Genomic DNA, 18657 nt, shown 5'->3' with positions numbered 1-18657 from the left:
TGGACTCACTCCTCTACGAGCATCTTGCGCAGACTGGGGCGAAGGGGAACAGCCGACTCCTGAGACCACGCGGCGAGTTCGGCCACCGTCGGCAGGTCGAAGATCTTGCGGATGGGTATCTCGATGCCCAGCTCGGCGCGAGCGCGGGTGATCAGCCGGGTGGCGAGCAGGGAGTGCCCGCCGAGGGCGAAGAAGCCGTCGTCGACACCGACCCGCTCGACGCCGAGCACCTCGGCGAACAGCCTGGCCAGTGCCTCCTCGCGAGGGCTTTTGGGCGCCCGGAAGGGCGTGGCGGGGGTGAGGTCGGGGGCGGGCAGGGCCTTGTGGTCGAGCTTGCCGTTGGCGGACAGGGGCAGCCGGTCGAGCGGTATGCACACGGACGGGATCATGTAGTCGGGCAGCCGCTCCGCCAGGTGGGTACGCAGGACGGCCGCGTCGGGGGCGCTCTCGCCGGGCGCCGGGACGAGGTACGCGGCCAGGTAGCCGGTGGTGCCGGAGTGCCGGGTCACCACGGCGGCCTGGGCGATGTGGGGATGGGCCGTCAGGGCGGCTTCGACCTCTCCGGGTTCGACGCGGTAGCCACGGATCTTGACCTGGGCGTCGATGCGCCCCAGGTGCCGCAGCTCGCCCTCGGCGGTGAGGCTCGCGAGGTCGCCGGTGCGGTACATGCGGGAGCCGGGGGCCCCGTAGGGATCGGGGACGAACCGGTCGGCGGTCATGCCGGGCTGGCCCTGGTAGCCGCGTCCGGCTCCGGCCAGATAGAGCTCGCCCGGCGTGCCCGGGGGAAGCAGATCCAGGCCGGGTCCGAGGATGTAACCGCGGACTCCGGGGAACGGACGGCCGATGGGGACACCGCCGGTGTACGGCTCGTCGGGGTCCAGGAGGTGGGCGGTGGCGTAGAAGGTCTCGCTGGGGCCGTAGCTGTTGATGACGCGAGCCTTCGGCCAAAGTGCGCGCACCCGCTGCGCGAGGGCCGGGGTCAGCACTTCGCCGGAGATGTTCAGCGCGGTGGGCCGGATGCGGTCGCCGAGCTGGTCGACGAGTTCGGCGAAGGCCGACGGCACCGAGCAGATGACGTCGACGTCCCAGTTGTCGCGTTCCGCCAGTTCCAGCACGTCGCGCACGATCTCGACGCTGCCGCCGGTGGTGAGCGCGGAGAACAGTTCGAAGGTGGCGACGTCGAAGCCGAACGACGCGGCGAGCAGCACCCGCCGTCCGGACTCCATGCCTGCGTGCGCGACCAGGGCGTCCACGGCGTTGACGACGGTGGCATGGGTGACGCTCACGCCCTTGGGCACCCCGGTCGAGCCGGACGTGTAGACGACGTACGCGAGGTTGTCGGGTCCCGCCTGGGGCCGTGCCCCGGATTGCGTGCCCTCCTGGGCCGCCTCGGCCGGGGCGTCGAGGTCGAGGTCGCCAAGGACGAGGACGGGGATGTCCGTGGCGGGCACGAGGCCGCGGGTGTCGGTGTCGGCCAGCACCAGGTGCGGCCGGGCACCGGGGAGGATGTGCGGGAGGCGGGCAGCGGCGAACGCGGGGTCCACCGGGAGATAGGCACCGCCCGCCTTGAGCACACCGAGGAGGGCCACTGCCGCGGTCGCGGTGCGCGGCAGGACCAGGCACACCACGGTCTCCGGCCCCACTCCGTGCCGGGCCAGCTCGGCGGCGAGCCGCTCGGCGCGGGCGTCCAGTTGGGCGTAGGTGAGCGACTCTCGCCCGGCGACCACGGCGAGGGCGTGCGGAGTGCCCGCCACCTGCACCTCGACGCGCCCGGTGATCGTGGTGCCCGCGTCCTTGGTGGACGGTTCGTCGAACTCGCCGAGCAGCCAGTCGCGTTCGGCCGGCTCCAGGATGTCGAGCTGAGCGACCGTCAGCTCCGGGGTGGTCGCGATCTGCCGAAGGATGCGGACCAGACGGGCCGCGTGCTTCTCGACCGTGGCCCGGTCGTGGACCTCGGGCGTGTACTGGAGGACGAGTTCGAGGGCCGGGTCGACCGCTGCCGCCAGGCACAGCGGATAGTGGTTGCCCGCCGAGGGCCGGAAGCCGGTGAAGGTGATCCCGTCCGCGGCCTCCCCGGCCGCGCTGAGGCCCTCCCGGTCGATGGGGTACGACTCGAAGACGACCAGCGTGTCGAAGAGGGTCTGGAGGCCGACGGACTGCTGGATCTGCGAGAGCCCGCAGTAGTAGTGCTCCGCGAGAGCGGCCTGCCGGCTCTGCAGCCGGGTGAGGATCTCGGCGACGGTGTCGCCGGGCGCGTAACTCACCCGTACCGGAACGGTGTTGATGAACATCCCGACCATCGACTCGACGTCCGGCACCGCGGGTGGACGCCCGGAGACGGTGGCGCCGAAGACGACGTCCTGGCTGCCGGTGAGCCGGCCGAGCAGCAGCGCCCAGGCACCCTGGATCAGGGTGTTGGCGGTGATGCCGAGATCCGCGGCCAGTCGGCGCAGTGCGCTCGCCTCGTCGGCCGGAAGCGTGATGTCGACCTGGTCACGGCTCTCGGCGTCCGTGGGCGCGGCGTCGGGAGCGAGCAGGGTCGGTGTTTCGATCCCGTCGAGCTCGGCCGCCCACACGCCCGCGGACGCCTCGTGGTCCTGGCGGTCGAGCCAGGTGAGGAAGTCCTCGTAGTCGCGCAGGGCGGGCAGCGGCGCCGGGTCGCCGTCGGAGGCGTAGAGCAACAGCAGGTCCCGCATCAGCAGGGGCGTGGACCAGCCGTCGAAGAGCGTGTGGTGGGCGGTCAGGACGAGTTCGGGCCTGCCGGGTTCGACGGCGACGAGCGCCAGCCGGATCAGGGGCGGGGTGCCCGCGTCGAAGTGAGCGGCCCTGTCCTGGGCGAGAAACCGCTCGAAGGCCTCGGTGCGTTCCGCCTCGGGGGCACCGGTCAGGTCGAGGTACCGCCACGGCAGGGTCGCCGACTCCGGGACGACCTGGACGGCATCGCCGTCCGCCCGGTTGACGAACGCGGCGCGCAGGCTGGGGTAGCGGTCCAACAGCGCCTGCCCGGCCCGGCGCAGCCGCGCGGGGTCGACGTCGCGGGACAGCTGGAACACCAGCTGAACGTGGTAGGGGTCGTACGACGATGCCTCGGCGAGCAGGGTGTGGAACAGGATCCCGGACTGGGCCGGGGTCGTGGGCCATACCCGGGCCAGTCTGCCGAAGCGTGCTTCCCAGGCCTCTATCTCGTTCTGGTCCACGCCGACCAGGGGCGCGTCGGTCGGGGTCAGTCCGCCGGCCTCGGGGGTGACGGCGTGCCGGGCCAGGGCGGTCAGTGCCCGGACCCAGAGGGCGGCCAGCTCGGTGACGTCCTCGCGGGAGAGCACACCGGCGGGGAAGCCGAAGTGGGCGGTCAGTTGCTCGCCGTCGGGGGTGGCGGTGGCGAGCGCGTTGATCTCCAGAGCCGACGGCACCGGCATGTCGGCGTCCGGCGCCGGGATCAGGTCCTGGTACGCGCTGTCCGGGGTCCAGCCGAGGCCGCGCAGGTCCTCCGGGATGTCAGCGCCGGAGGCTCTGCCGAGGTAGTTGAAGCCGATCTGCGGCTCGCGCGCCTCGGCCAGCGCGGCGGCGGTGCCGGGGTTGAGGTGGCGCAGCAGGCCGAAGCCGATGCCGTGGTCGGGTACCGTCCGCAGCCGCTCCTTGACGGCCTTGATCGCCTTCCCGGCGGCCGGCCCGCCGTCGAGGGCGTCCGCCACGTCGATGCCGGTCAGGTCGAGGCGCACCGGGTACATGGCGGTGAACCAGCCGATCGTGCCCGACAGGTCGGCGCCGGGCACCACGTGCTCTTCGCGGCCGTGGCCCTCCAGTCGGACCAGCGTCGAGGACTCGGGCAGGCCTCGCGTCTCGCGCCAGCGGGTCACGGCCAGGGCGAGTGCGGCCAGGAGGCCGTCGTCGGCACCGCCGCGGAACACTGTGGGCACCGTGTTCAGCAGGGCATCCGTCACGTCGGCGGGCACCGTGACGCGGACCGTGTCCACGGTGGCCGCGACATCACGCGCCGGGTCCAGCTCCCGTGCACCCAGCAGGGGTTCGTCCCCGGCGAGGATCTCCTGCCAGAGCGGAAGCTCCGCCACCCGCTCGGGGGCGGCCGCCTCCTCGGTCAGGGCGTGCGTCCACCGCCGCAACGACGTCCCCCCTCCCGCCGGTTGCGGGAGCAGGCCGTCGCGGACCCGTTTCCAGGCCGAGACCAGGTCCGGTACCAGGATCCGCCACGACACCCCGTCCATGACGAGGTGGTGCAGCACGATCAGCAGCCGGTCCGCCTCCGCGTCGGAGGTGAACCACACGAACTGCGCCATCACCCCCGCGTCGGGATCGAGGCGGTCCGCGGCCGCGTCCAGCTCGGCCTGTGCGTCGGTGTCGCCGTGGCGGACTTCCCGCACCAGCCCGCCCGCGTCGACGCTGCCGACGGGCCCGATCAGCAGGCCCGGCCGCTCCCGGTCAAGCCGGGAGCGCAAGCCGTCGTGCCGGTCCAGGACGGCCTGCAGGGTCGCGACCAGTCCCGCACGGTCGATGTCCTGCGGCAGGGTCAGCATCGCCGACATGCAGAAGCGGCGCAGACCGCCGCCGGAGGCGAGCACGTGCGCCGCCGTCGGGGGCAGCGGAGCCCAGCCCACCCCGCCGCCCGGCAGCTCGGCCAGCCCCAAAGGCTCCTCGTGCGACCGGCCTTCGACCAGTTCCGCGAGCCGGGCGACCGTGCGCTGCTCGAAGACCTCCCGCGTACTGACCACCACACCGCGCGCCTTGGCCCGCGCGACCACCTGGATGGACCGGATGCTGTCCCCGCCACTGGCGAAGAAGTCGTCGTCGACACCCACCGGCCCGGCGTCGAGCACATCGGCGTACACCTCGGCCAGCACCCGCTCCGTCCCGCCGCGCGGCGCCCGGTACTCGGTGCGCCCGAACTCCGGCTCGGGCAGCGCGGCGCGGTCCAGCTTCCCGGTCACGGTCCGCGGCAGCCGGTCGAGGACGAGGAGTTGGGCGGGGACCATGTAGTCCGGCAGCCGCTGGGCGGCGAACCGCCGCAGCTCGGCCACCGACACAGCGCCCTGCCGGACGATGTCCTCGTCCGCGGTCCCCTCCGGCGGCGCCACGTAGCCGACGAGCCGTGTGGTGCCGGTGTGGTCCAGCCACGCGGTGACCACCGCCTGGCCGACCGAGGGATGCCGGGCGAGGACGATCTCGATCTCGGTCGGCTCGACCCGGATGCCGTTCACCTTGACCTGGCTGTCGGCCCGTCCCTCGTAGTTCAGCCGGCCGTCCCGGTCCCACCGGGCCAGGTCGCCGGTGCGGTACATCCGTGCGCCGGGGGGACCGAACGGGCTGGCGACGAACCGCTCCGCGGTCGCCGCGCCGCCCCGGTAGTAGCCGCGGGCGAGTCCGCCGGCCACGTACACCTCCCCGATCACGCCGGGCGGGACCGGCGTCAGTTCCGGCCCCAGGACGTAGGTGTGCATGTTGGGGAGCGGTCGTCCGATCGGGGTCACGCCGGTTTCGGCCGACTCCTGCGGGACGGGGTGGCTGGTGACGTAGAAGCTCTCGGTCTGTCCGTAGGCGTGGACGACGCGGACGTCCGGGAAGGCCCGGTGCACCTGGCGGACCACGTCGGCGGTGAGCGGGTCGCCGCCGAGGATCGCGGTCCGCAGTTCGAGGTCGAGGGCGCCCGGTTCCCTGGCGAGGATGGGGCCGAGCAGGGCGGTGAACACCGCGGGCACGGCGCAGACGGTGGTGCCCGACCAGCGGTCGCGTTCGGCGAGTTCGAGCACGTCACGGACGATCTCGACGCTCGCGCCTGCGGCGAGGGCGGTGAACGTCTCGAAGACGGAGACGTCGAAGTTCACCGAGGTCGCGGCGAGCATCCGGGATCCCGGTTCGAGCCCTGCCATGGCCCGCGAGTGCCACACGCCGTTGACGACGGTGGCGTGGGTCATGGCGACGCCCTTGGGCTTGCCCGTGGAACCGGAGGTGTACATCACGTACGCCAGGTTGTCCGGTCTGATGAGGAGGTCGGGGGCCGCGCCGCCGGGTGCGTCGAGGCGCAGATCGTCGAGGTGGAGCACCGGTGGCCGGCACTCCGGCAGGGCCGCCGCCGTCCCTCGGTCGGTCAGCACCAGCACCGGCTCGGCCGAGGTCAGCAGGAGGTCGACGCGCGCGGTGGGATGGTCGGGATCGATCGGCAGGTACGCGCCGCCGGCCTTGAGCACACCGAGCTGAGCGACCACGAGGTCCGCCGACCGCGGCAACGCGACGGCCACCACCTTGTCCGGCCCGACCCCGCGCTCGCGCAACAGCGCGGCCAGTCGGCCCGCGCGGGCCTCCAACTGCGCGTACGACAGCTCGGTCCGCCCACACACCACAGCGGTCGCGTCCGGGTTCTGGCGCGCCTGGGCGGTGACGAGTTCCGGCAGGGTCAGCCGCGGCACTGGTGCCGCGGTCTCGTTGAGTGCCGTCAGCCAGTCCCGCTCGGCGTCGGCAAGCACGTCCACCCCGCCCAGCCGTACGCCGGGATCGGCGACGACCTGCCGCAGCACCCGCACATAGCGGTCGGCGAAGCTCACGGCCGTGGCGTGGTCGAACAGCTCCGTCGCGTACTCCAGCCGCCCGTACGCCCGCCCGGACGACAGGTCCGGGATGATGTTGAAGAAGAGGTCGAACTTCGCGGTGTCGGTGCCCGTCGCGACCGGGGTGACCCGCAGACCGGGCATCTCGATCCCCGACCAGCCGAACTGCCAGGCCAGCATCACCTGGAACAGCGGTGAGTAGGAGGTGGAGCGCTCCGGGTTGAGCAGCCCCACCAGGCGCTCGAACGGCACGTCCTGGTTGTCGTACGCGGCCAGCGCCTTGTCCCGCACCTGATCCAGCAGCTCGCCGAAGGACGGGTTGCGCGACAGATCGGCTCGCAGCACCCAGGTGTTGGCGAAGAAGCCGATCAGATCGTCGAGTTGCTCGTCGGCGCGCCCCTCGATCGGGCTGCCGATCGTCAGGTCGTCGCCCGCGCCGAGGTGATGCATCAGCACCGCGAGCGCGGCCTGGGCGACCATCGGAGGCGTCGCGCCTCGGTCCACGGCGAGCTTCTGGAGCCCCGAGAGCAGCTCGGGCTCCAGCTCGAACGGGACGTCTCCGCCGCGGTGGTCGGCGGCCGTCGGCCGCGGCCGGTCCAGCGGCAGCTGCACCGGCTGCGGGGCTCCCGCCAACTCCTCTCGCCAGTAATCGAGTTGTTCGGCGGAGATGCTCTCCGGATCCGCTTCGTCGCCGAGCAGCTGCCGCTGCCACAGGGTGTAGTCCCGGTACTGCACCGGAAGGGGTTGCCACTCCGGCGCGTTTGCCTGCCGACGAGCCGTGTACGCCGTCACCAGGTCGCGGAGGAACGGCGCCATCGACGCCCCGTCGGCGGCGATGTGGTGGAACACGCACACCAGCACGTGCTCCTGCGGGGAGACCCGCAGCACGGTCGCCCGGAAGGGAAGCTCCGTGTCGAGGGCGAAGCCCTCGCTCGCGATCTCCTGAATCGCGTGGTCCACCGCGTCCGCGGCCACGTCGACCACCTGGAACCGGAAGGCCGCCTCCTGCGGCGGCAGCACCCGCTGTTCCGGCGTGCCGTCCGCGTTCTCCACCATCAGGGTGCGCAGGCTCTCGTGCCGGGTCCCGACGTCCCGCGCCGCGGCGATCAGGGCCGCGGTGTCCAGTTCCCCCTCCAGGCGCAGCACGAAGGGGATGTTGTAGGTGGGGGACGGTCCTTCCAGGCGGTAGAGGAACCACAGCCGGGTCTGGGCGAAGGACAACGGGATCATCGACGCTTCTCCTGAACGGTCATCTGGCGCAGCTGAGGGCGGCGTTTCGACTTGGCCGGCTCGTCGAGCCGCGCCGCCAGCTGGGCGACGGTCGGATTGCGGAACACCGTGGTGACTTTCACGTCGACGTCGAGCTCGCTGCGGATGCGGCCGATCAGCCTGGTGGCCAGCAGCGAATGTCCGCCGTGACTGAAGAAGTCGACATCGATGCCGATCCGCTCCACGCCGAGCAGCTCGGCGAACAGCCGGCAGAGGACTTCCTCTTTGTGGTCGCGCGGTCCGCGTCCGGTCGCGGCCTCGATGTGGCCGGGCGCGGGGAGCGCGGCCCGGTCGAGCTTGCCGCTCGATGTGGTGGGGAATCCGGCGATCGGAACGATCACCGAGGGCACCATGTACTCCGGCAGCCGGCTGCACAGCAGTTCCGTCAGGGTCACGGCGTCTGCCCCGGCCGGGTCCGCCCCCTCGCGCGGTACGACGTACGCGACCAGCCGCTGGTCGCCTGCGCGGTCCTCCCGTACGACGGCCACCGCGCCGGCCACGTCCGGGTGCGCGGTCAACGCCGCTTCCACTTCGGCCAGTTCGATGCGGAAGCCGCGGAGTTTGACCTGGAAGTCGGTGCGGCCGAGGTACTCGACCTGGCCGTCGTGGTTCCACCGCACGGCGTCCCCGGTGCGGTACATCCGGGTGCCGGGCGGCCCGTAGGGGCAGGCGACGAACCGGTGCGCGGTCAGCGCGGTCTGTCCGAGGTAGCCGCGGGCCAGTCCGGCACCGGCCAGGTAGAGCTCACCGGTGACCCCGGGCGCGACCGGGCGCAGCGCCGCGTCCAGCACGTAGATCTGCGTGTTCCAGATCGGGGTGCCGATCGGCACCTTGTCCGCGCCGGGCAGATGCCGCCATCCGGTGACCTCCACCGACGCCTCGGTGGGCCCGTACAGGTTGAACACCCCGCACCCCGGCAGCAGTTCGGCGGTCCTGTTGGCCAGCGCGGCCGGGAACGCCTCGCCCGCGACCTCGATCCAGCGCAGGCTGGTGCACTGCGCGGCGGCGGGCTCGGCGAGGAACGCCTCCAGCAGCGAGGGCACGAAGTCCGCGCCGGTCACCCGCTCCCGTCGGATCAACTCGGCCAGGTAGGCGGGATCCCGGCGTCCGTCCGGGCGGGCGACCACGACGGCGGCGCCCGCGTGCAGCGGAGCGAACAGCTCCGGCACCGACACGTCGAAACTGGCCGTCGTGCTCAGCAGCACGCGGTCCTCGGCCGTGACGTCGAAGTGCGCCAGCCCCCACCTCAGCCGATTCATGATCGAGCAGTGGGCGACCTGCACTCCCTTGGGGCCGCCCGTGGATCCGGAGGTGTAGATGACGTAAGCGGCATGGTCCGGCGACAGGTCCCGCTCGGGGTTGGCCTGCGCGTACTCCGATACGTCCGGCAGGCCGGCCTCCAGCACCAGCAGCGGCTTCGCCCCGTCCAGCAGTTGCCGCACCCGTTCCTCGGGCAACTCGGGGTCGATCGGCAGATAGGCCGCGCCCGCCTTGACCACCGCGTGGATCGCCACCACCATCGCGACCGAGCGCGGGATGCGCACCGCGACGATCCGCTCGGGCCCGGCGCCCTGTTCGAGCAGCCAGTGCGCAAGCTGGTTGGCCCGCCGGTTGAACTCCGCGTAGGTCAGCGTCTCGTCCTCACCGATCACCGCGATCGCGTCCGGACTCCGCTCGACCTGGACCTCGAAGGCGTCCGGCAGGGTGTCCTCGGCCACCGCGTGCGCGGTGTCGTTGACCTGGCGCAGCAGCCGCTCGCGCTCGTCCGGCGCCAACACCTCGATGTCGCCGACCGGCGACCGCGGATCGGCGAGCACCTGCTCCAGCACCCGCACCAGCCGCGCCGCGACCGCCTCCGCCGAGCCACGGTCGAAGAGGTTGTTCTGGTAGTCGAGGGAGAGCCGCAGGTAGGGGTCGGAGGCGTTGAGGGTGAGCGGGTAGTGCGAGCCCGCGAACGGCCGTATGCCGTCGATCGTGAACCCCGCCGCGATGTTCGCGTCGACCATGCCCTCGCGGTCGATCGGGTAGGACTGGAACACGACGATCGTGTCGAACAGGGTGGGCAGCCCCACCTCGCGCTGGATGTCGGCAAGGCCGTAGTGGTTGTGGTCGAGCAGGCGGGTCTGCCGTTGCTGGAGTTCGGTGACGACGTCGGCCACGGTGTGGTCAGGCGGGCACAGCACCCTGACCGGCAGGGTGTTGATGAACAGGCCGACCATCTCGTCCGAGCCGGGCAGGTCCGCCGGGCGCCCGTTGACGGCGGCCCCGAACACCACGTCCCGCTGCCCGGTCAGCTTGGAGAGCAGGATCGCCCAGGCGCCCTGGAGGAGGGTGTTGAGCGTGATCCCGAGTTCGGCGGCGCGCCGGGCGAGTTCACGGCCCTTGTCGATCGACAGGGGCACCTCCACCCGACCGACGGCGGACGCGGGCTCCTGGAGTGCGGTGTTCGGGGCCACGAGGGTCGGCTGCTCGAAGCCGGCCAGCTCGGCGGCCCAGCGCGCGGCCGACGCGGCCCGGTCCCGGGTGGCGAGCCAGGCCAGGTAGTCGCCGTAGCCGCGGACCGGGGGAAGCCGGCGCGTCCCCGCGTAGAGCCGGATCAGATCCATGATCACCGACGGTGACGACCAGCCGTCGAAGAGGGCGTGGTGGGCCGTGATCACGAGCTTCGCGTGCCGCGGCCCTGTGGTGATCAGCGCCAGGCGGAGCAGCGGCGGCCGGGTGGGGTCGAGTTGGTCGGACCGGTCCTCGGCGAGGAACCGGTCGAGCGCCGCTTCCTGCTCGGCCTCGCTCCGGTCGGTCAGGACGATGTGCCGCCACGGAAGGGCGACATGCTCCGGCACGAGCTGCACCGGGTCGCCGCCTGCCGAGGCGACGAAGGCGGAGCGCAGGTTCGGATAGCGGTCGAGCAGCGCCTGTCCGGCCGAGCGCATGCGCTCCGGGTCCACCTGACCGGACAGGTGGAGCACGAACTGCATGTGGTAGACGTCGAAGGAGCCGTCGGCGAGCGCGGCCTGGAACAGGATCCCGGACTGTCCCGGGGCCTGCGGCCACACCTCGGCCAGTCGGCCGTAGCGTGCCTCCCAGGCCTCGATCTCGTCCTGGCGCACCGGGACTAGGAGGGCGTCGGAGGGGGTCAGGCCGCCGACCTCCGGCCGGGCGGCGTACACGGCCATGCCGTGCAGTACTTCGGCCCACAGGTCGGCCAGTTCGGCGGCCCGCTCGCGGCACAGCACCCCGGTGGGGAACACGAAGGCCGCCTGCAGGCGGGTGCCGTCGGCGGCGTCCGTGGCGACCGCGTTGACCTCAAGCGCCGACAGCGCGGGCAGATCCGGGTCGGGCAGCGGGACCAGCTCGGCGGACCAGGACGCCGGGCCCCATCCGTCGGCGCGCAGCTCTTCGGGCACGTCGGCGTCGGAGATCCGGCCTATGTAGTTGAACCCGAGCTGCGGCACCGGGCACTCCGCGAGCTGTGCTGCGGTCTCCGGGTTGAGGTGGCGCAGCATGCCGAAGCCGAGACCCTTGTCCGGGGCCGCGCGCAGTTGCTCCTTGACGAGCTTGACCGCCTTCGCGACCGCGGGGCCGCCCGCGAGCACGTCGTCCAGGTCCACCCCGCGTACGTCGATCCGGGCCGGGTACATGCTGGTGAACCACCCGACGGTGCGGGAGAGATCGGCGCCGGGGACGACGTCCTCCTCGCGGCCGTGTCCCTCCATCCGGACCAGGGTCGAGCGGTCCGCGCCGCTCCACCGGTTCACCGCCAGCGCGAACGCGGCCAGCAGCACGTCGGTCCCGGTGCCCCGGAAAGCCGCGGGAAGCCGGGTCAGGACCGCCTCGGTGACCTCGGCGGGCAGCCGTACCCGCACGCTGTCGACCGTGGACATCACGTCCACCGCCGGGTCGAACGCTCTTGTTCCCAGTGGGGGGTTGGGGCCTTCGAGCAGGTCCAGCCAGTACGTCAGTTCCGCTTCCCGTTCCGGTGCGAACGCCTCGTCGCGCAGCGCCGAGACCCACCGCCGGGCCGAGGTGCCGACCGCGGGCAGCTGTGGCGTACGGCCGGAGCGGACCTGTTGCCAGGCCTCGGCGAGGTCCGCCATGAGGATCCGCCAGGAAACGCCGTCCACCACCAGGTGGTGCAGCACCAAGAGCAGCCGACCCGTGCCCGGCTCCGCGTCGAACCAGACGAAGTCGGCCATGGTCCCGGCTTCCGGGTCGAGCCGCCCGACCGCGTCGTCCAGCTCCGCCTCGGCCGCCCGGAGCGAGGCCGGCTCCTCCCAACGGCCGTCGCAGGGAACCCGGTGGATCAGGTCCGCGGCCCGCACGGTGCCCGCCGGGCGGACGTCGAGGGAGAGTTCGTCGCCCCGCACGAGCCGTGCGCGCAGCAGGTCGTGCCGGTCGAGCACGGCGTCGAGTGTCGCGGCCAGTCCGGCCGCGTCGATCCCCGCGGGCAGCTCCAGCGCCAGCGCCATCGCGAACCGGTTCATCCCGCCGCCGTGCTCGAACACCTGCCGTGCCACCGGCTGCAGCGGCATCGGGCCGACGCCACCGTCCTCGTCCTCGGCGGGCGCGGGCGTCCGGTCCCCGCGAGCGGTGGCCACCTCGGCCAGCCGGGCCGCCGTACGGCATTCGAAGATCTCGCGCGTGGTGAGCTCCAGGCCCCGGGCCCGGGCTCGGGCCACCACCTGGATCGAGCGCAGGCTGTCCCCGCCCACGGCGAAGAAGTCGTCGTCGACGCCGACCCGCTCCACGCCGAGCACATCCGCGTACGACGCGGCGATGATCGCCTCTGTCCCGGTGCGCGGCTCCTGGTAGGTCTCGCCGCCGAACTCCGGTTCGGGCAGCGCCGAGCGGTCCAGTTTGCCGGTCGGCCCGAGCGGCAGCCGGCCGAGCACCACGAACGCGGAGGGCACCATGTAGTCGGGCAGCCGTGCCGCGACGAACCTGCGCAGTTCGGCGGCCGAGGCACCGGACTGGAGGTCGACGTCCCCGATGCCGCCGGCGCCGTCGTCGCCGACGGCGCCCTCGCCGGTGTGCACCACGTACGCGACGAGCCGCCGCCCGCCCGCGGGCGCCTCCCGGCTGATCACCACCGCCTCGCTGATCCCGGGGTGCTGCGCGCACACGGCCTCGACCTCGGCCGTCTCGATGCGGAAGCCGCGCACCTTGACCTGACCGTCGCTGCGGCCGACGCACTCCAGCCGGCCGCGCGCGTTCCAGCGGGCCAGGTCACCGGTGCGGTACATCCGCTCGCCCACGGGGCCGAACGGGTCGGCCACGTACCGCTCGGCGGTCAGGCCCGCGCGGCCGTGGTAGCCGCGGCCCAGGCAGACACCCGCCACGTACAGCTCGCCGACCACGCCCTGCGGCACCGGGGCGAGTCCCGGACCCAGCACATAGGCGCGCATGTTGCCGAGCGGGGTTCCTATGGGCGCGACCTCGCTCTCCGTCCATTCCTCGTTCCCCGCGAGGGCGAACGAGGTGGCGTAGAAGCTCTCGCTCTGGCCGTAGCCGTTCACGATCTGCACGCCGGGCAGCGCCTCGCGCACCTGCCGCACCAGCCGGGCCGGGAGCACGTCACCGGCGAGGACGACGGAGCGGATGCCGGGGGCCTTGTCCAGGTCACCGATCAGTTCTCCGAGCACGGAGGGAACCCCGCTGATCACGTCGCCTTCCCAGGAGTCCCGCTCCCCGAGCGCCAGCAGGTTCGGTACCACCTCGGCCGTGCCGCCGGTGGTCAGGGTGGTCAGCAGCTCGAACACCGAGACGTCGAAGTTCACCGAGGTGCCGCTGAGCATCCGCCACCCGGGCGGCGCGTCCAGTACGCGCACCAGCTCCTGCACGCCGTTGACGACGTTGCGGTGGGTGATCGCGGCGCCCTTCGGCTTGCCGGTGGAGCCCGAGGTGTACATCACGTAGGCCAGGTGGTCCGGATCCAGCGGCGCGATCCGGTCCGCGTCGGCCGGTGCCCCCGACGGCGGGTCCCACGCCGCGCGGTGGTCGAGTCGGACGGCGAAGACGTCGTTGGGGGGCAACTCCCGCCAGGTCGCGGTGTCGGTGACCGCGAAACGCGGAGCCGCCTCGGACAGCACGCTCTCCGCCCGGCCGCCGAGGTACTGCGGGTCCATCGGCAGGTACCCGGCACCGGACTTGAGGATGCCGAGCAGACCGGCCACCAGGTCCTCGCTGCGCGGCAGCGCCAGCACCACGAGGTCGTCGGGGCCGGCTCCGCGCCGTATCAGTTCCCAGGCGACGGCGTTCGCCCGGTCGTCGAGTTCCCGGTACGTCAGCGTCCGCTCGTCGCACACGATCGCCGTGGCGTCCGGCGTTCTGGCCACCTGGTTCTCGAACAGCTCCGGGACCGTCAGCCCGGACACCGCTGTGCTGTGGCCGTTGAACTCGGTGAGCAGCCGGACGCGTTCGGCCTCGTCGAGCACGTCGATCTCGCCGATCGTGCGCTCCGGGCCGGCCACGAGCCGGCCGAGGACGCGGACGAACCGGTCCGCGAGGCTCTCGACGGTCTCCCTGTCGAACAGGTCGGTGGCGTACTCCACGTATCCGCTCGCCCCGCCGCCACCGTTCGGGACCATGTTGAAGAACAGGTCGAACTTGGCCGTCCCGGTGTCGATTTCCTCGGCCTGGACGTCGAGGCCGGGCAGTGCCGGCTCCCCCAGCGGCTCCTGCCAGGCGAGCATCACCTGAAAGAACGGGTGGTAGGCGGTGGACCGGTCCGGGTTGAGCAGCTCCACCAGCCGCTCGAACGGCATGTCCTGGTTGTCGTACGCGGCCAGGGACCTCTCCCGCACCCGCTGCAGCAGTCGGCGGAAGGTCGGGTTCCCGGAGAGGTCCACGCGCAGCACCCAGGTGTTGGCGAAGAACCCGACGAGGTCGCGCAGGTCCTCGTCGGTTCGCCCCGCGATGGGCGCGCCGAGGGGCACGTCGTCTCCGCATCCGAGGTGGTGCAGGAGCACCGCAAGTGCGGAGTGCATGATCATCGACACCGTGGTGTCCTGTTGCGCGGCCAGTTTCTCCACGGCCCCGAACAGATTGGCGTCGATCGAGAGGGGGACCAGGCGCCCGCGGTGGCTCATCGCCCGAGGGCGCGGGCGGTCCGTCGGCATGGCCAGGGGCTGCGCCAGATCCGCCAAGGCCTCGCGCCAGTAGGCCAGTTGTCCGGCGGCCAGGCTGCCCGGATCGGACTCGTCGCCGAGTACGTCCTGCTGCCACAGCGTGTAGTCCGCGTACTGCACCGGGAGCGGCTCCCACGCCGGAGGGCCACCCGACCTGCGGGCCGTGTACGCGACGACGAGATCGCGCAGCAGAAGCCCCAGGGACTCCCCGTCCACGGCGATGTGGTGCACCACCAGCACCAGGGTGTGCTCCCGCGGTCCGCACCGCAGCAGCGTGGCGCGGATCGGCACGTCGGCTGCCAGGTCGAAGGGCGCTGTGGCCAACTCCTGGACGGCCGCCCCCCGTTCCTCCTCCGTGAGTGCGACCAGCGGCAGGCCGATCGGCTTCTGGCCGGACGGGAGCACCTGCTGGTGCGGGACGCCGGCTTCGTCCTCGACGATCACCGTGCGCAGGACCTCGTGCCGGTCGACGACGTCGCGGAGTGCCGACTCCATTTCGGACACGCCCAGTTCACCGGTCATCCGCAGGGCGAAAGCGGCGTTGTAGGTCGCCGACGGGCCTTCGAACCGGTCCACGAACCACAGCCGGCGCTGTGCGAACGACAACGGGATCATTCTCTGTCTCCAAATCGGCTGAACCACGAGGCAGCACTACGAAGGAGCTGCGAGGGAGCCATCCGCCACTCAGCTCTGGTCGAGAACCGCCAGGAGCTGGTCGTTGTAGAAGTCGTCGAAGGAGATCGCGCCCGACAGCGTGGAGAAGTACCGGTCGATCAGCTCTTGGTGACCGACCAGACTCCGCAGCATCTCGACCTGGCCCTGGGGCTTGAGCTCGGCCACGTTGAGCGCGCCCTGGTAGAAGTTGAGGAAGACGTCGGTCAGTTCGTTCTCGTAGCGCTTCAGCGCCGCGTTCAGCGCGGCGTCGTCGTGCAGTCCGTCCCCGATGTGCTCGGTGAGCGACCGTGCCTGCATGAAGGCGTCGGTGATGCCGCGGGCGGTGATGGAGTCCTTGTGGTGCACGGCGTCGCCGAGGAGCACCCAGCCGGGCCCGTAGGCCTTGCGGAAGTAGTTCTCCTGGTGCCCGGTGCCGTACAGCTGCTCCACCCGGCTGCCCGCCGACATCCGCTCGTACAACTCGGGGGCGGTCGTGCGCACGGCTTCGAGGAAGGCGGGTTCCACCGCGGTGCGGACCTCGGCGAACTCACTCTGCGGGAAGTAGGCCATGATCAGCTTCAGGTCGGCGTTGGTGGGGATGACACCGATCCAGCGCCCCGGCCTCTCGTACAGCTCGAAGTGCGCGGGGACCCCGGCCCAGTAGGTGTAGTAGGTGCATGTCATCCGCGGGTGCTCGATCACGTACGGGGCGCCGACCTTGCGGGCCACCAGCGATCGCATGCCGTCCGCGCCCACGACCAGGCGCGCCCGTTCCGTCGCCTCGGCGCCACCGGGCGTCGTGTACCGCACGCCGACGACCCGGTCGTCCTCGTACAGCAGGTCGTGGACCGCGCAGCCCTCCCGGAAGTCCACCCCGGACGCCACGGCACCGGCCGCGAGGATCGGGTCGAGCACGAACCGCCTGGGCGCGTACGTGGTCCGCTGGCCGTCGACGGGCAGGGAGAAGCCGTCCAGGCGGACGCCCGGCGCCTCGAAGCTCTGGTGGTCGATCGGCTGACAGCCCGCCGCGCGGAGTTCCTGCAGCAGCCCCCACCGCTCGAGCAGCGCCACCCCCGGCTGGTGGATGTAGTGCGAGGACAGTGTGTCCTGCGGGAACCGCGCCTTCTCCAGGAGCAGGACGCGGTACCCCTGCCGGGCGAACAGCATGGCCGCCGGCGAGCCGGCACAACGGGCGCCTATGACAACTACGTCGTACATGGCCCTCTCTTACTTTTGGGTTACCGTGCCCAGGGATTCGATGTACGCGGAAATCGACGCCACTGTCGGGTTGAGGAACATCTGGTCCATCGGAACCTCGACACCCAGTTCCTCGATGAAATCCCCCTGTATTTTGGCCATGATCAGGGAGTGGCCGCCCAGGGCGAAAAAATCGTCGTCGACCGATATGTCATCGCGTTGGAGTTCCCGGCACCAAATGGTGCGTACGCTGTCGGCAATCATCACAGCCCTCTCGCTGTTAATCAAGGAATTCCGCGGACAGCGCTGCCCGGTCCGCTTTCCCGTGCGGGCTGAGCGGAATGCGTGGGATATTGAGGAATCGGGCCGGGACCATGTTCCGCGGAAGTGTCTCGAGGAGCCGGGCGCGCACGTCGTTCTCGGCGAGGTCGTCGCCGGCCGGCTCGATGAACGCGACCAGCTCGGTCTCGCCCGACGCGGTGCGGTCCACCACCACGGCGGCCTGCCGGACCCCGGCCAGCCTGCCCAGCGCGCGTTCGACGTCCGCCGGGTCGATGCGCATGCCGCGCACCTTGACCTGCGCGTCCATCCGGCCCGCGACGACGAGGTCCCCCTCCTCGTTCACGCGGCCGCGGTCTCCCGTGCGGTACAGCCGCCTGGGCTCGCCGTCGACCTCGACCGTCGTGAAGCGCGCGGACTCGGGCGCTGTGCCGCCGAGGTATCCCGCTCCGACACTGGTCCCGGAGATGCAGATCTCGCCGTACTCCCCCGCCGCGACCTCGCGCATCCCCTCGTCGAGGAGGTGGATGTCGGTGTTGTGGGCGGGCCTGCCGACCGGGGGGATGTCGTGGTCGCCGGGCCGGTAGTCGGCGAGGTCGAACGAGGTCGCCACGTCCGTGCACTCGGCGACGCCGTACTGGTGCAGGAGGGTGCAGGTGTTCCCCTCCTGCCGGGCCCAGTCCAGGAGCCGTTCGGCATGCAGCGGCTCACCGCCGAACAGCATGTAGTCGAGCCGGGTGAGGGCGTCGCCACCCCGCGCTCGCTCCCAGTCCACCAGCACGTACAGGGTGCTGGAGGCGCAGTTCACCACGCGTATGTCGTGCTGGTTCAGCATGCGGTAGGCCATCGCGGCGTCGAAGTTCCGGCTCGCCATCAGGTACTGGGTGGCACCGCAGAACAGCGGCAGCATCAGGCTGCGCTGCGAGAGGTCGAACCCGAAGGCGCTGACGACCAGGTTGTGCGAGCCGGCGTGCAGGCCGTATTCGAGCGTCAGCCAGTTCAGCAGGTTGAACCAGCCCTCGTGCCGCACCGCGGTCACCTTCGGCGTGCCGGTCGACCCGGAGGTGAAGACCGCGTAGCACACGTCGTCCCCGGTGACCCGGACGTCAGGACGGGTCACCGGGAGTCCTTCGAGGTGCTCGGCCGGCCACCGCGGGTCGACGACCTCGACGGCCGCCGACTCGACCAGCGCGGCCGTCGCCGGCGAGGCCACGATCAGGGCGAGGTCGGGCACCTGGCCCAGCAGCAGCCGGAGCCTTTGCGCGGGGTAGGACGGGTCGAACGGCACGTAGGCGGCGCCGGCCTTCAGCGTGCCGAGGATCGCGACGAGCATGTCGGACGAGTAGTCGAGGCAGACCCCGATCTTCGCGCCCCGGCCGTGTCCGCGCGCCGTCAGGAAGTGCGCGAACCGGTTGGCCCGCGCGTCGAGTTGCGCGTACGTCAGCCGCTGCCCGGCGCAGCACACGGCGACGGCGTCGGGGGTGGCTTGCGCGTGCGCCTCGAACCGATGGTGGACGACGGGCACCGAGGGCAGGGGGACCCGTTTTCCCTGGAGGATCATCAACCGACTCCGATGT

The 18657-nt window shown here is 71.8% G+C and carries 5 protein-coding genes; all 5 read right to left on the bottom strand.

The window, feature by feature from the left end; translation table 11 throughout:
* Positions 1–5: 5 nt before the first annotated feature.
* Positions 6–7787, bottom strand: a complete 7782-nt coding sequence (locus AC068Z_RS33435) for an amino acid adenylation domain-containing protein (protein WP_478564242.1) — start codon at positions 7785–7787, stop codon at positions 6–8.
* Positions 7784–15565, bottom strand: a complete 7782-nt coding sequence (locus AC068Z_RS33430; protein ID WP_478564239.1) for an amino acid adenylation domain-containing protein — start codon at positions 15563–15565, stop codon at positions 7784–7786. The genes AC068Z_RS33435 and AC068Z_RS33430 overlap by 4 nt, the downstream gene beginning before the upstream one ends.
* 69 nt (positions 15566–15634) lie before the next feature.
* The gene (locus AC068Z_RS33425) at positions 15635–16822 is read right to left on the bottom strand and encodes an NAD(P)/FAD-dependent oxidoreductase (RefSeq protein WP_478564236.1); all 1188 of its coding nucleotides are present in this window, start codon (positions 16820–16822) and stop codon (positions 15635–15637) included.
* A gap of 9 nt (positions 16823–16831) precedes the next feature.
* Positions 16832–17065 carry a phosphopantetheine-binding protein gene (locus tag AC068Z_RS33420; protein WP_478564233.1) on the bottom strand — a complete coding sequence of 78 codons (234 nt, stop codon included), beginning with the start codon at positions 17063–17065 and terminating at the stop codon, positions 16832–16834.
* Between the two features lie 16 nt (positions 17066–17081).
* Positions 17082–18641, bottom strand: coding sequence for an amino acid adenylation domain-containing protein (locus AC068Z_RS33415; protein WP_478564230.1), 1560 nt, complete (start codon positions 18639–18641; stop codon positions 17082–17084).
* Between the last annotated feature and the right edge of the window lie 16 nt (positions 18642–18657).

The sequence above is a fragment of the Streptomyces sp. NPDC043726 genome, assembly GCF_056436565.1.
This window is presented reverse-complemented; position numbering and strand designations above follow the sequence as displayed.

Excerpts from the sequence above, each read along its gene's own strand:
- AC068Z_RS33435 (WP_478564242.1), bottom strand. The coding sequence starts at position 7,787 with ATGATCCCGTTGTCCTTCGCCCAGACCCGGCTGTGGTTCCTCTACCGC.
- AC068Z_RS33430 (WP_478564239.1), bottom strand. The coding sequence starts at position 15,565 with ATGATCCCGTTGTCGTTCGCACAGCGCCGGCTGTGGTTCGTGGACCGG.
- AC068Z_RS33425 (WP_478564236.1), bottom strand. The coding sequence starts at position 16,822 with ATGTACGACGTAGTTGTCATAGGCGCCCGTTGTGCCGGCTCGCCGGCG.
- AC068Z_RS33420 (WP_478564233.1), bottom strand. The coding sequence starts at position 17,065 with ATGATTGCCGACAGCGTACGCACCATTTGGTGCCGGGAACTCCAACGC.
- AC068Z_RS33415 (WP_478564230.1), bottom strand. The coding sequence starts at position 18,641 with ATGATCCTCCAGGGAAAACGGGTCCCCCTGCCCTCGGTGCCCGTCGTC.